Consider the following 13938-nt stretch of genomic DNA (forward strand, 5'->3'; position numbering starts at 1 on the left):
TACCGTCATGTCATGACGGCCCCACGCACCACCCCCGACGACCGGCCCCCGCCGGGGCTCCGGGAGCGGAAGAAGATCAAGACCCGCCGGGCGATCCGCGGCGCGACCTACGCGCTGATCGAGGAGCAGGGCTACGACGCCACGACGATCGAGCAGATCGCCGACCGTGCCGAGGTGTCGCCGTCGACGGTGTTCCGCTACTTCCCGACCAAAGAGGACATCGTCGTCACCGACGCGTGGGACCCGCTGACGACGGCGGAGCTGCGGGCCCGCCCGGAGGACGAGTCGTGGGCCGACGTCCTCAGGCATGTGATGCGCAAGGCACTCGACCAGAGCCTCGCCGAGGAGCCCGAGGTGACCCGGCTGCGGGCCCGGCTCGGGGTCGAGGTGCCCGCGGTCCGGGCCCGCATGCTCGAGAGCACCGCGGCGACCGCCCTGCTGCTGCGCGAGGCCCTCGCCGAGCGCTCCGGGCTCGACCCGGACGGCCCGGAGCTGCGCGTCTTCGCCATGTCCGTGATGGGCGGGCTGATGGAGGTCTCCCACTACTGGGCCGAGACCGGCCACCGGGACGACATCCGCGACCTCGTCGACCGCGCCCTGGACGTCCTGGAACACGGCCTGCCCGCCGGAAAACCCTGAGGCCGCGGCCCCTCGTCATGTCATCCTGACCGGGTGAACGGTCCCGAGATCCACGTCGAGTTCGCCCCCGAGCTGCAGGTGTTCGTCCCCCGGGCCCGGCCCACGGGCACCGTCCCGACCGCCACCGACGGCGTCGCCGGCCTCGGCCATGTCGTCGAGTCGCTGGGCGTGCCGCTGACCGAGGTGGGCGCCCTGGTCGTGGACGGCCGCGAGGTGCCCGTCTCCTACGTGCCGGCGGCCGGCGAGTCCGTGACCGTACGGACCGTCGCGCGCCCCCAGAAGGTGCCGGGCGCTCCCCTGCGCTTCCTCCTCGATGTGCACCTCGGCACGCTGGCCCGCCGGCTGCGGCTGCTCGGCGTGGACACGGCCTATGAGTCGACCGACATCGGCGACCCGGCGCTGGCCGCTCTCTCGGCGGCGGAGCAGCGGGTCATGCTGAGCCGGGACCGGGGGCTGCTGCGGCGCCGCGAGCTGTGGGCGGGGGCGTTCGTCTACAGCACCCGACCCGAGGAACAGCTCCGGGACGTCCTGGACCGGTTCCGCCCCGAGCTGCTTCCCTGGACGCGCTGCACCGCCTGCAACGGGCTGCTCCGCAAGGCGAGCAAGGACGAGGTCGCCGATCAGCTGAAGCGCGGGACGCATGCGACGTACGACGTGTTCGCGCAGTGCGGTGCGTGTGGGCGGGCCTATTGGAAGGGCGCGCACCACGAGCAGCTGGAGGCCATCGTGGAACGCGCCCTGGCGGAGTCAGACGGTCAGGGCTGAGCCCTCAGCCGCTCAGCCCCTCAGTCACTCAGCACCGAGCGCAGCCTTTCGACTTCGGTCGTCGGGGCATCGCAGGTGAAGTTGCGGCAGACGTACGCCGCCGGTTCACCGCCGACCAGTGGACGGTCCGCGAGCAGCGGAAACTCGTCGCTCTCCGGAGCGCCGACGGCGACGACCGCGCCCGGCGCGGTGCCCAGAAGTGCCGCGCGGTGCAAGGCCCTCGTGCCCTCGTGGTCGAGGGACGGCCCCACGATCGCGACCTCGCGCGGCCCGTCCAGCACGGCCTCCGCCGCGGCGAGCCCCCAGCCGATGAAGCGGGGCACGCGCGGACCGAGCGCCTTGACGACACCCAGCGCCCGCTCGGCCGCGGTGCGGTGCGGCTCTGAGGCGGTGTGCGCGGCATAGCCGAGCAGGGCGTTCGCCGCCGCGGTCCAGCCGGACGGGGCGGCGTTGTCGGTCGGGTCCTGCGGGCGGCGGATGAGCCGCTCGGCGTCGGCGGCGGTGTCGTACAGGGAGCCCGACTCCGGGTCGGTGAAGCGGACCAGGACGTGGTCCAGGAGGAACCCGGCGAACTCCAGCCAGACGCCCTCACCGGTCACGGACGCGAGCGCGAGGAAGCCCTCCGCCACATCGGCGTAGTCCTCCAGGACGCCCGCGTTGGCGCCGGCGTGGCCGTCCTTGCTGGTGCGGGTGAGCCGGGCCTGCTCGTCCAGGTGCAGCCGCACCATCAGATCGGCGGCGGCGACGGCGGCGTCGACGAGGTCGGGCCGGTCGAAGTAGGCGCCGGTCTCGGCGAGCGCGGCGATCGCGAGCCCGTTCCAGGCGGCCACGACCTTGTCGTCCCGGCCGGGCGCGGACCGCTCGGCCCGCGCAGCGAGCAGCCGCTCCCGGATGGAGGCGATCTTCCCGGCGTCGACCAGCCCTTCCTGCTGCTGAGGCAGCTGCAGGACGGAGGCCCCCTCTTCGAAGGTGCCCTCCTCGGTCACACCGAAGTACTGCGCGGCCAGGTCGGCGTCCTCCTCCCCCAGCACCTCACGCAGCTGCTCGGGCGTCCACACGTAGTAGGCGCCCTCGATGTGCTTGCCGGTGCCGTCGTCGCTGTCGGCATCGAGCGCGGAGGCGAACCCGCCCTCGTTCGTGCGCAGTTCCCGCACCATGAAGTCGGCGGTCTCCAGGGCGACCCGGCGGGCGAGTTCCGACCCCGTGGCACGCCAGAGGTGGGCGTACACCCGGCACAGCAGGGCGTTGTCGTACAGCATCTTCTCGAAGTGCGGCACGACCCAGTCGCGGTCGACGGAGTAGCGGGCGAACCCGCCCCCGAGCTGGTCGTAGATCCCGCCCCGGGCCATCCGCTCGCAGGTGTCGGACGCCATCTGCAGCGCACCTTCGGCACCGGTCCGCGCGTGGTGCCTCAGCAGGAACTCCAGCACCATGGACGGCGGGAACTTCGGCGCCCCGCCGAATCCGCCGCGCTGCGGGTCGTACTCCCGGGTGAGCCCGAGCAGCGCCTGCGCGAGCTCCTCCTCCCCGGGTGTCCGGTCATCCCCGTAGGAGATCTCCCGGGCCGCCAGATCCCGGACGATCTTCCCGGCGACCTCGGTGACCTCGTCCCGCCGCTCGTCCCACGCCTGGTGCACGCCCTGGAGCACCTGCCGGAAGGAGGGCATGCCCTGGCGGGGCGCGGGCGGGAAGTACGTACCGAAGTAGAACGGCTCGGCGTCCGGCGTCAGAAACACGGTCATGGGCCAGCCGCCCTGCCCGGTCGCCGCCTGCACGGCCTCCATGTAGACGGCGTCCACGTCGGGACGCTCTTCCCGGTCGACCTTGACGCTCACGTAGTGGGCGTTGAGGTACTCGGCGGTCTGCTGGTCCTCGAAGGATTCGTGGGCCATGACGTGACACCAGTGACAGCTGCTGTAGCCGACGCTGAGCAGCACGGGCACGTCCCGCTTGCGGGCCTCCTCGAAGGCCTCCGCCGACCAGGGCCACCAGTCGACGGGGTTGTCTGCGTGCTGAAGGAGGTAGGGGGACGTCTCGTGCGCCAGTCGGTTCGGCATGGTGTCCATCCTGCCGCAGTACCCCGCCGGTCTCGCGTCAGGCGCTGCCCTGGCGACGTTCCCGGGGCCCGCCCGCGAGGCATCCGGCGCGCCGACGGGCCCGTGTCTTCACACAATCGTGCCGGGTACGCCCCCTCGCAACGATGCGCCGTCCGCAGCACACTTGACCAAGGAAACGATCGAGGACACGACCGAGGCAGCGGGAGAGAACGCCGGTGCCGCGCGAGGGGGACGTGACATGCGGGACAGTCATCGGGCGGAGGCCGAGGGGCTGTTGGCGCGGGCCGTGGAGGAGGAGGTGCGGCGGACGGGCGGGCGCAGCGACGGGAAGGTGCTGCTCGCGCGGGCGCGCGGGGGGCTCGACGGGATGGCGCGGAGCGCGGCCGAGGAGTACGAGGCCTATACGCGCGCCCTGGACGAGGCGGCGGCCGGACAGCTCACCTTCGGGCAGCGCTACGCGCGGGAGGGCGCCGGGACTCCGCTGCTGGTGGCCGGGGTGGCGGCGGTCGCGGCTGTCGTCGCCGACATGGCCCTCGGCACGGGCACCGGGACGGCGCTGGGCGCGGGCGTGACCGTCGGGGTCGTGGGCGCCGCGGCGACGGTCGTGAAGGTCGTCGGATCGCATGTGCCGGCCGCGCACCGCCGGGCCGGGGCCGTGGGCCAGCCGGGCGGGCCCGAACAGCTGCGGCTGCAGTGGCTGACGGCGCTGGAGGTGCGGGGCATCCGGCCGTTCCTCGACCAGCAGCGGGTGCTGGCCGCCTCCACCGGACCGAAGAAGACCGGGCCGCGGCTGCGGGGCGCCGACAAGAGCGCGGCGGCGCGCGGGCGCAATGTGCTGGAGCAGTCCTTCGCGCAACTCCCGGATCCGGCGGAGCCGTTCGCGGGGCGGCGGCCGGAGCTGGCGCAGATCCGGCAGTGGGTGCAGGCGGCCCGTGCGAGCACGGAGACCCGGCCGACGGTGGTCGTCCTGCACGGCACGCCCGGCAGCGGCCGTACGACGCTCGCGGTGCAAGCCACACATGATCTGCGGGACTACTTCCGCGGTGCCTGCGTCGTCGATCTGCGGGCCGCGGGCCCGGCCGGGTCACCGCTGTCCACCCGTGACGCCCTGCTGCATCTGCTCAACCGGCTCGGGGCGCCCCGTGAGCAACTGCTGTTCCGTGAGCGCTCCTCCCCCGACCAGCAGGTCAAGCGGCTGAGCGAGCTGTACCACCAGCACCTGACCGGCCTGCCCGTCACGATCGTCCTGGACGACGCCTCGGACGCCGAGCAGATCCGCGCCCTGGTCCCGGAGCGGTCCGACAGCCTGGTGCTGGTGACGGCGCGGGGCCCGCTGAAGTTGGACGAGCTGCCCGCGCGGGTGCATCAGCTCGCGGTGGAGCCGCTGGACGCGGCGGGTGCGGAGGAACTGCTGGGGGCGGCGGCGCAGGACCGTTCCGGGCCGTACGACGCCGAGTCCGCCGACCAGGTCCGGGAGCTGTGCGGCGGGCTGCCGCTGGCGCTGCGCATCGTGGGCTCCTGCCTCGGCCCGCGCTCCCCGCGCGCGCTGGCCACCGACCTCGGCGCGTACGGCCCGGTCGAGCCGGTGGAGCGCGCCCTGTGGCTGCGCTACACCGACCAGCCGGACACCGTACGGCGGCTGCTGCGCCGGCTGGCCCTGGCCGGACGGGCCTCGCTCGGCGCCGCCGCGGCCGCCGCGCTGCTGGCCACCGACGAGGCGGAGGCCAAGCGCCATCTGCAGGCCCTGACCCGCGCGGGCCTGATCGACCACGTCCGGGGCGACCGCTACCGGCTGCACGACCTGGTCCGCGCCTTCGCCCAGGCCCGCCTCCTCGACGAGGAGGAACCCGCCGAGCGCACGGCGGCGCAGGAGCGGCTGATCGTGAACTACGCCGAGCTGGCCGACTCGGTGCTGCGCATGGTCGACGGCAACATGTCGACCCGCACCAACCGCTTCAGCCCGTACGGCTTCACCTCCCTCGACGAGGCGCTGCGCTGGCTGGACGACGAGTCGAGCTTCATCACGGCGGCGCTGCGGCACGCCGAGGGCGTGGACCAGGGGGCGGTGCTGAACCTCCTGGGCGCCCTGTGCGACTACTGCCTGCTGCGCGGCGACCTCTACCGCCTGGGCGAGATCAGCGAACTGGCGCAGGCGGTGGACGAGGGACTGCTGGTCCGCTCGGTGCAGTGGCGCACCGGCATCGCGGCACGGCAGCTCGGCGAACTCGACAAGGCCCGCACCACCCTCGCCTCGGTCGTCGACCTCTACCGGGAGGCCCATCACGACGCGGGTGCCGCCCGCGCCCTGTGCTCCCTCGGCATCACCCTGCACCACCAGGGCAATCTGACGGAGGCGTCGGCGAAGCTCCGGGAGGCCCTGGCCCTGCAGTCCTCCGCCGAGCTGGCGACGGACCGGGCGTGGACGATGCACGCCCTGGCTGCGGTGGAGCGGGACCGCGCCCGGGTCGCCGAGGCCCTGGACCTGCTCACCGAGTCCCTGGTCCTGCACCGCGCCGGCGAGTCCGTGCACGGCCAGGCCTGGGCCCACTTCCAGCTCGGCCAACTGGGCCTGCGCATGGGCGACGTCCCGCGCGCCGAGTCCGAACTGCGCGCGGCCCTCGACCTCTACGGCCGTACCCGCGACGCCCGCGGCGAGGCCTGGGCCCTGACCCAGCTCGCCCGGGCCCTGCTGGTCGCCGGCGATGCGTCCCCAGCCGTGGAGGAACTGCGCGGCGCCGCGGCCCGGCACCGCGACAACGAGGACGCGCGCGGCGAGGCCTGGACCCTCTACTACCTGGGCCAGGCCCTGGAGGAGACGGGCAACCTCGACCAGGCGGTCCGCGAACTCGAACGCTCCCGCACGATGTTCTCCCGTATGCGCGACGTCTACGGCCTGGCCTGCGCCCGCCACCACTCGGCCCGCGCCACCCGCGACCAGCGCGCCGCCCAGACCGGCTCGCTGCGCAACTCCGGCTTCGCCCGCCAGCTCCTCGTAGACGCCCGCGCCGACTTCCAGCGCATCGGCGTCGCCCACGGCGAGGCCTGGACCTGCCTCGAACTGGCCGTCGTGGACGCCGGCAACGCCCGCACCCAGCAGGCCCTCGCCCTCTGCGAGGAGGCGACGACCCTCTTCACGTCCTACGGCGACCGCCGCGGCGAGGACTGGGCCCGCTTCCTGCGCTGCACGCTCCTGCCGTACGCGGCCCCCGGCGGCGTGGAGGTCGGCACGGCCGTCGCCCAGGAGGAACTGTCCGAGCTGTCCCGCGCGGGCCATCCCCTGCGGGACGAGAAGCTCGACGAGTACATCGACGCGTGGGGGCTGCTGCTGGAACGGGGCGTGAGCCTGGAGGCGGGCTGGCAGGCGTGGGGGCTGGGGATGACGCCGAGCCGGCATGCGCGGGAGGTGATGGGAGTGTCGGTTTCGGCGGCACGGGGGTGAGGCGGGCCCGGACGGGTCATTGTCGGACGTTTCGCTGACGGTGGGGGCCGGGGACTGCAACGGTTGACGGACAGTGCCGATGGGGCGGGCCGACGGGGGGAAAGCCATTGGTAAAGGACCCGCGCGATCCGACACCGCCTCCGACGTTCGGGGAATTCTTCGGGCGGGCGGACGAACTCGCCCGCATCGGGACGTGGCTGGAGCTGCGCACGGCCCCGCCCCCGCCGTCCGGCCGCAGCCTGCCCACCCTGATGGTGCTGCACGGCCCGGCGGGCGTCGGCAAGTCCGCCGTGGCCGCCCAGGCTGCCCACCGGTCCGGCGTACGCACGCACTGGATCTCCCTCTACGACGCCACGCTCGCGGACGTGGAACCCACGCTGTTACGGCTGCTCGGCGAGTGCGGCGGGTCACGCGCCGTCATCGTGGGGGCGGCCCTGGGCACCGACCGTGCGTTCCGGCGCACCCTGCGCGGCGAACTCGCCCGGCGGCTTCGCGACCGCCTCCTCGTCCTGGACGGAACCACGCCCCCGGTGGTGCGGGCCCTGCTGCTCTTCCTGCGTGACTGCCGCGGCCTGGCCGTGCTCGTCACCTCACGTCAGGAGTCCGGCTGGCGGCGCATCGGCGCCCGACTGCTCGCCGTCGACCCCCTGGACCCCGGGACGAGCAGGGATCTCGTCGCCCGGATGGCGACCGGGGGGCCCTGGACGGCCGGATACGGGCCCGCGTCCTGGCCGGCTTCGCTGGCAGGCGCGGCGCAGGGGCTGCCCGCGCTCGCCCGGATCGCGAGCTCCCTCATCGCCCGTGGGACGGCGCCGCGCGAAGGGCCGCGACCGGGCGAGTCGGGGCCCGGACGGCTCGTCCGGCTGGCCCTGGAGGACTGCACGACCGATCAGCGGGCGCTGCTGGGACGTCTGTCGGCGCGGAACTCCGCGGCGCCGTTCACCGAGCGCACGGCGGAGTTGCTCGGCTCGCCGGAGGACGGCCCGGACCACGTGCGTTCCATGCTGGGCGGCCTGCTCGACAAGGAGCTGTTACAGCGGTGGAGCCGAGACGGGACCTACTGTCTTCCCCAGCCGGTGGCGGATGTCGTACGGGCGGCGGAGCCGGTGTTCTCGGTGGAGAAGGTCACGGCCCTGTGGGCGGAGCACGCCCTGCAGGGCACCGCCGTCGCACTGGACGGCCGGACCGAGCACCCCCTCGGCCCTACCCCGCCAGGACTCGCCCCCCGCGACCTCGTCCCCCACCTCGACGACTTCCTGTCCCTGCTCGCGGGCAGCGCTCAGCGGGGGCGGCGGGAGGACGCGATCGCGGACGGCCTGGCCGTGCTGCTGGCCGTCCTCGGTGACGCGCACCGGCTAGTGGCACTGCACCGGCTGTGGCCCATCCTCTCCGTTCGCCGTGCCCTGAGCTCGCTCGCCGCCGATGTGGGCCTGCTGGAGCAGGCCGCGGCGCTGTACGACACCGACAAGTGGAGCAACGCGGACGCCGTCCCGCACGCCGCCGCCCTGTGCCATCGGGCGGGGCGACTGTCCGAGGCGCTGACAGTGCTGGACGGCCTGCTCAGGGACGAGGCCCGCCCCGACGACCGGCACACGGCCTGGGCGCTGCTGGTCCTCGGGGCCGTGCGGTGCGACCAGGGCGAGGTGGTGGAGGCCGAGCGGGCGCTGCTGCGGGCGGCCGCCCTGCACCGGGCCTCCGGATGCCGGCGCGGGCTCGGCTGGACCCTGCTGCACAGTGCCCGGGTGTGCCTCCTGAGCGGCCGGGACGACGAAGCCGGACTGCTGCTCGAACAGGCCGACGCGGAACTGCTGTCCGTCGCGGACACCCGCGGCATGAACTGGGTCACGACGCAGCGGCTCCGGCTCGCGCTGCGGCACGGCGTGCCGGAGGCAGCCGATGAACTGGGCCGGGGGGCCCACGCCCGGCACCAGCTCGCCGAGGACATCCGCGGCGACGGGTGGACGGCCTTCTACCGGGCCCTCGCCGCGCTGGAGCGGGGCGACCGCCACGGTGCCCGCGGGGCGCTGGGGCGAGCCGCGCAGCTCTTCCGGGAATGCGGAGACGACCTCGGCAGCGCGTGGACGGAGCACTGGTCGGCTCTCCTGTTCTCCGCCCCCGACAACGACTACTCCGCACCCGCACAGGTGTCGCTGAGGCCCGCCTGGGCGCTGTTCGGGAGGCTCGGCTGCACGCTCGGGACGGCGTGGACCGAGCTGGAGATGGTCGCCCGCCGCAGGCCCAGTGACCGCGATCTGCCGCTCCTGGACTCGGCGGAGGAACACTTCCGGGCCCTGGGAGACGCCTACGGAATGGCGTGGGCCGCCGCCGTGCGGGCCGACCACCAGCACCACCCGCAATTGGACGGTCCGTATTGGGTCCGGGCCTTCGTCGCCTCCCTGCCGCCCGAACTCCCGGTTCCGGACCGGGAGCGACTGGTCGCGGAGATCAGGCGCTACCTGGAGGCCGGGGGCGTGCTGAGCGGCCGGACCATTCCCCTGAGCGCCCGGAACACCGTCGCCGTCCGCCACACCGGCCCCTGGTTCGTGGACGTGCCCGGCCGTACCGGCCCCCACTGCCGCGTCCGCGTCACCCTGCTCGACGACACCCCCGCCGAGGACACCACCGCCCGCCTGCTCCTGCGGGTCTCCCCCGAGGACGGCCACCCCTGGGGCGCTTCAGGGGCGGACCGGCCCTGGCTGACCGTGACCGCCGCGCCCCTCACCCCCGCGTCCGTCGACCCCGCCAGCGCCCTGCTACGACCCTCGGAACAGGCGGTGCACGGCGCCGAGTTCACCTTCACCGCGCACCGCACCGGCACCCACCGCATCCGCTTCACCATCGCCCTCGAACGCACCGGGACGGTCCTGCAGCAAGTGGAAACAGAACTCGACATCCTGGATCACGACGAGCACGGCGGGCTGTCCTCGCCCGAGGCCGTCACGCACCGAGGCCGCTAGGAACGCCCCGCGCATGCCAAGAGAGCTTCACGTACGCGTCGTCCAGGACCCCAGCCGCGGCTTCACGAACCTGCCCGACGCTCGGACCGAGGGGCCGGACATCACGGTGTCCCTGGACGTCCTGGGCGAGGACCGGCTCAGGGCACGGCTCTACGGCCCGGCCGTGCCGTCGCTGTACGGCACGGAGCACCGGGTGGATCTGGCGGTGCATCCGGCCGAGGTGCGCTCCGCCGCGGCGCGGCTGTGCCGGATGTGGAAGGAGCTCCTGCTCGACCACCGTCCCATGGCGCCGGACGGCCGCCCCGTCGCCGGTGAGCCGGAGACGCCGTACGCCTCCCTGGTGGACCTGCGCTCCCGCCCCGTGGACGAGCTGACGACTCTCCTGGAGGAACTCGCGCTGGTCGGCTCGGAGTTGCTGTACGGCGTGCTGCTGGGCGGCACCGACCCGCGCATCGCCCGTTTCCGCGGCTATCTGACGGAGGCCCTGGCCCAGGGCGAGGGCATGCGGATCCGTTTCGACTCGGACCTGCATCTGCCCTGGCCGATGGTGTGCCTGGCGGCGGAGGATCTGCCGCCCGGCCCCGGGACCCGCGCCGAGGTCCTCCCCGCGCTCTTCCGCCGTTTCCTCGGCCACCGCCATCAGATCGAGCAGACCGGCGGTGCCTATCCCTGGCTCGACGGGCTCCGTGACGCCCCCGAGGTGCCGGCCGTGAGCCTGAACCACGACACGCGCGTCGACCGGGCGGGCCGCACCCGGGCCGCCGACGTAGCGGCCCTCCTCGCCAAGGGCACCCGGTTCGTCGAGCGGTCCACCTGGCAGGAACTGGTGAGCGCGCTGGCTCGGTCCGATCTGTGCGAGCAGCTCATGTACTTCTGGTGCCACGGCCGCTTCACCGCCGACGGGGCACAGCCGCCCTCCCTGGTGCTCAGCCTGACCGACCACAAGAGCATCGACGCGCACACCATCCGCGAACGCCGGCGCCGCTTCGGCACCGACCACCCCTTCCAGCCGTTCGTCGTCCTCAACGCCTGCTACGCGGGGCTGCCCGAGGGGAGCGCGGACGCCAGGTTCCTGAGCAGGGCGTTCGTCGATGCGGGGGCACGCGGGGTGCTGGGCCCGCAGATAGAGATACCCCAGGTCTTCGCGGCCGAGTACGCGCTGGAGTTCCTGACCCGCTACCTGGACGGGACGCAGACCGCCGGCAGCATCGCCCTCGCGGTGACCAGGCACTTCGCCGACGAACTGCGCAACCCCCTGGGCCTCGCCTATGCCCTCCACCACGGCATGGACACCCGCCTGGAACGGACCGCCGCCCCCGACGCGGACGCCGGGCGGGAGGTGCCTGTATGACCCCTGCCGACGCGACCGTGCACACCGTCGGCCTGGGGCCGGACGGCTTCACGGCTTCACGGCTTCACTGTGGACTCGCTGCCGCTGTTGCAGACGGCGGCTCCGCGCGACGCCTTCGCGACCGGCTTCCCGGCCCTGTCCGAGGCGCCCCTGCGCGGCCCGCCCCCGTCTCGGCGGTCCTGATGCTGCCGCCCAGCGGGGCGCACGCTCCGGCCGTCTGGGGCGGGAGACGGCACACCTGCTGCTGTCACCGGCCGCCCGCAGCCGGTGACAGTGCGCTGCCGACGGGCGGCAGCCGGGTGGTCAGCCGTTCGCGGACGGCTTCTTCGCGGACCCGGCGGCGCTCTCGGCGGAACCCTTCGACTCCACGGACTCCGACTCCGACTCCGGCTTCGGCTCCGCAGCCGCCTCCGCCTGGTCGGCCTTGGGGTCCGGGACCTGGGTGAAGTCGACCCTGTTCATGTGCCGGCTCATGGACTTCATCAGGGCCCACACCGCCAGGGCCATCGCCGCGAAGACGATGAAGCCGAGGACGCCGGGGGTGACCTTGTCCTCGTCGACCTCCTTGGCGAAGGAGACGAGGTGCGTCATTGCCAGGCTTGCGCTTGCGCTCATGTCAGGCATTGTCGCGGACGCCCGCGAAGAGGTCGTCCTCGGGGAGGGAAGTATCGGCGAGCGACTTCGCCAGCTCGTACTCCTCCGTCGGCCAGACCTCCTTCTGGATGTCCATCGGCACCCGGAACCAGCCCCCGTCCGGATCGATCTGCGTGGCGTGCGCGATCAGCGCCTTGTCACGGATCTCGTAGAAGTCGGCGCAGGGGACGTGCGTGGTGAGTGTGCGCTGCTTCATACCGAACTCGTCCCAGCGCTTGAGCCAGTCCCCGTACGGCGACTCCAGGCCCCGGTCGAGCATCGCCTGGTGCAGCGCCTCGGTGCGGGGGCGGTTGAAGCCCTGGTTGTAGTACATCTTCAGCGGCTGGTACGCCGGGCCGTACTCGGCCTCCGGGTACTTCTCGGTGTCCGCCGCCCCCTCGAACGCGACCATCGAGATCTTGTGGGTCATGATGTGGTCGGGGTGCGGGTAGCCGCCGTTCTCGTCGTAGGTGGTGATCACCTGGGGGCGGAAGGCGCGGATCTTCCGCACCAGCTCTCCGGCCGCCACGTCGACGTCCTCCAGGGCGAAGCAGCCCTCCGGCAGCGGCGGCAGCGGGTCGCCCTCGGGCAGCCCCGAGTCGACGAAGCCGAGCCACTCCTGCTTGACCCCGAGGATCTCCCGGGCCTCGTCCATCTCCTTCTTGCGTACCTCGTGGATGTGCTCCTCGATGTACTTGTCGCCCTGAAGCTTGGGATTGAGGATGGAGCCGCGCTCCCCGCCCGTGCAGGTCACGACCAGCACGTCCACCCCCTCGGACACGTACTTCGCCATGGTGGCCGCGCCCTTGCTCGACTCGTCGTCGGGGTGGGCGTGAACGGCCATCAGTCGCAACTGGTCAGTCAAGACTCAATCCTCAGTAAGTCGGCGCCCTGTGTGCGTCGGCGCAATCAGCGGCTTCTATAGTGACCGAACCGGGGGACGAATAATTCCGGGACCGGGCCACAGGGCCTCTCCCGGCCCCTTCGCCCGGGCCCCTGCCAGGAGGACGATCATGAGTACGGCGAGCACGCGACTGCCCGAGGGCCGTTACGGCCGTACCTCGGACGAGCGCGCCGACCGCAAGCTCAAGATCATCGGGTCCGTCCTCGCGGTGGCGCTGCTCGGCCTGGTCGGCTGGTTCGGCTACCACTACGTCGTCAAGAACGAGATCAGCGCCGAAGTGATCAGCTTCGAGCCCGGCAAGGAATCCGTGAAGGTGCATCTGGAGGTCCGCAAGGACGCCGGTGCCGCCGGCTACTGCACCGTGCGCTCACAGGCCGAGGACGGTTCCGTGGTGGGCCGGGCCGAAGTGCGCTTCGACGGGGACGACACCGTCATCGACAAGGTCTTCACGCTGCGCACGACCTCACCCGGGACGACCGCTGAGCTGCAGGGCTGCCAGGCCGACTGAGGCCGCCAGGACGTCACCTGCAATACGCAGCGGCTGACCTGCGTTGACGCGATTCTGGTGGCTTATGTCCTCCCCCTTCTGCTCCTGAATTGTTAGGCTCGTGGTTTCGCCCATCCGTGAAGGAACATTCTTCTGGGTAGGGCGATGCTTTGTATTCCCAGTACCTACGAGGAGCACCTGTGACCCAGACCAGCGAGAACGTCACCTGGCTGACCCAGGAGGCGTACAACAAGCTCAAGGCTGAGCTTGCGCACCTTACTGGTCCCGCGCGAACGGAGATCTCCGCGAAGATCGCCGCTGCGCGCGAGGAGGGCGACCTGCGTGAGAACGGCGGGTACCACGCGGCCAAGGAGGAACAGGGCAAGCAGGAACTCCGTGTGCGCCAGCTCACCCAGCTTCTCGAGAGCGCGAAGGTCGGCGAGGCGCCCGCAGCGGACGGTGCGGTGGCGCCCGGCATGGTCGTCACGATCGCGTTCGACGGCGACGAGGACGACACGCTGACGTTCCTGCTCGCCTCACGCGAATACGCGAGCTCCGACATCGAGACGTACTCGCCGCAGTCCCCGCTGGGCTCCGGCGTGATCGGCCACAAGGTCGGCGAGGACGCCGAGTACGAGCTGCCGAACGGCAAGAAGGCCTCGGTGAAGATCATCAAGGCCGACCCGTACGACGGCTGACCCGCCCG

At 72.6% G+C, this 13938-nt stretch carries 10 protein-coding genes; 7 read left to right on the forward strand and 3 right to left on the reverse strand.

Annotated elements, in window-relative coordinates; all coding sequences use genetic code 11:
* Positions 1-12 precede the first annotated feature (12 nt).
* Both KJK29_RS12545 and KJK29_RS12550 read left to right on the forward strand, forming a co-directional pair.
* Entirely contained in the window at positions 13-639 is a 627-nt protein-coding gene (locus KJK29_RS12545) for a TetR/AcrR family transcriptional regulator (protein WP_215118937.1), read from the forward strand.
* A gap of 33 nt (positions 640-672) precedes the next feature.
* Entirely contained in the window at positions 673-1404 is a 732-nt protein-coding gene (locus KJK29_RS12550) for a Mut7-C ubiquitin/RNAse domain-containing protein (protein ID WP_215118939.1), read from the forward strand.
* Between the two features lie 20 nt (positions 1405-1424).
* Here the strand turns inward: KJK29_RS12550 and KJK29_RS12555 are convergent, their stop codons facing one another.
* On the reverse strand, positions 1425-3461 hold the full coding sequence (locus KJK29_RS12555) for a thioredoxin domain-containing protein (RefSeq protein WP_215118942.1): 2037 nt from the start codon (positions 3459-3461) through the stop codon (positions 1425-1427).
* Positions 3462-3699: 238 nt separating this feature from the next.
* Here KJK29_RS12555 and KJK29_RS12560 point away from each other — a divergent pair, with 238 nt between their 5' ends.
* The 3 genes from KJK29_RS12560 to KJK29_RS12570 all read left to right on the forward strand — a co-directional run bounded on the left by KJK29_RS12560 (position 3700) and on the right by KJK29_RS12570 (position 11208).
* Positions 3700-6900, forward strand: coding sequence for a tetratricopeptide repeat protein (locus tag KJK29_RS12560; RefSeq protein WP_215118943.1), 3201 nt, complete (start codon positions 3700-3702; stop codon positions 6898-6900).
* A 107-nt stretch (positions 6901-7007) separates the two neighbouring features.
* Positions 7008-9857: a hypothetical protein gene (locus KJK29_RS12565; protein WP_215118945.1), complete on the forward strand. Its 2850-nt coding sequence runs from the start codon at positions 7008-7010 to the stop codon at positions 9855-9857.
* A gap of 13 nt (positions 9858-9870) precedes the next feature.
* A complete protein-coding gene (locus KJK29_RS12570; RefSeq protein ID WP_215118949.1) occupies positions 9871-11208 on the forward strand; it encodes a CHAT domain-containing protein in 1338 nt (445 codons plus the stop codon).
* A gap of 303 nt (positions 11209-11511) precedes the next feature.
* Here the strand turns inward: KJK29_RS12570 and KJK29_RS12575 are convergent, their stop codons facing one another.
* Positions 11512-11832, reverse strand: a complete 321-nt coding sequence (locus KJK29_RS12575; RefSeq protein ID WP_215118951.1) for a hypothetical protein — start codon at positions 11830-11832, stop codon at positions 11512-11514.
* Complete coding sequence (gene mca, locus KJK29_RS12580) at positions 11825-12706, reverse strand: mycothiol conjugate amidase Mca (protein ID WP_215118953.1); 882 nt, start codon at positions 12704-12706, stop codon at positions 11825-11827. The genes KJK29_RS12575 and mca overlap by 8 nt, the downstream gene beginning before the upstream one ends.
* A 148-nt stretch (positions 12707-12854) precedes the next feature.
* Here mca and KJK29_RS12585 point away from each other — a divergent pair, with 148 nt between their 5' ends.
* Together KJK29_RS12585 and greA are read left to right on the forward strand one after the other, a co-directional pair.
* Positions 12855-13253: a DUF4307 domain-containing protein gene (locus KJK29_RS12585; protein WP_215118957.1), complete on the forward strand. Its 399-nt coding sequence runs from the start codon at positions 12855-12857 to the stop codon at positions 13251-13253.
* 179 nt (positions 13254-13432) lie between these two features.
* A complete protein-coding gene (greA, locus tag KJK29_RS12590; RefSeq protein ID WP_215118958.1) occupies positions 13433-13930 on the forward strand; it encodes a transcription elongation factor GreA in 498 nt (165 codons plus the stop codon).
* The last annotated feature ends 8 nt before the right edge of the window (positions 13931-13938 follow it).

The organism is Streptomyces koelreuteriae, from assembly GCF_018604545.1.
In the GTDB taxonomy this organism is placed as follows: domain Bacteria; phylum Actinomycetota; class Actinomycetes; order Streptomycetales; family Streptomycetaceae; genus Streptomyces; species Streptomyces koelreuteriae.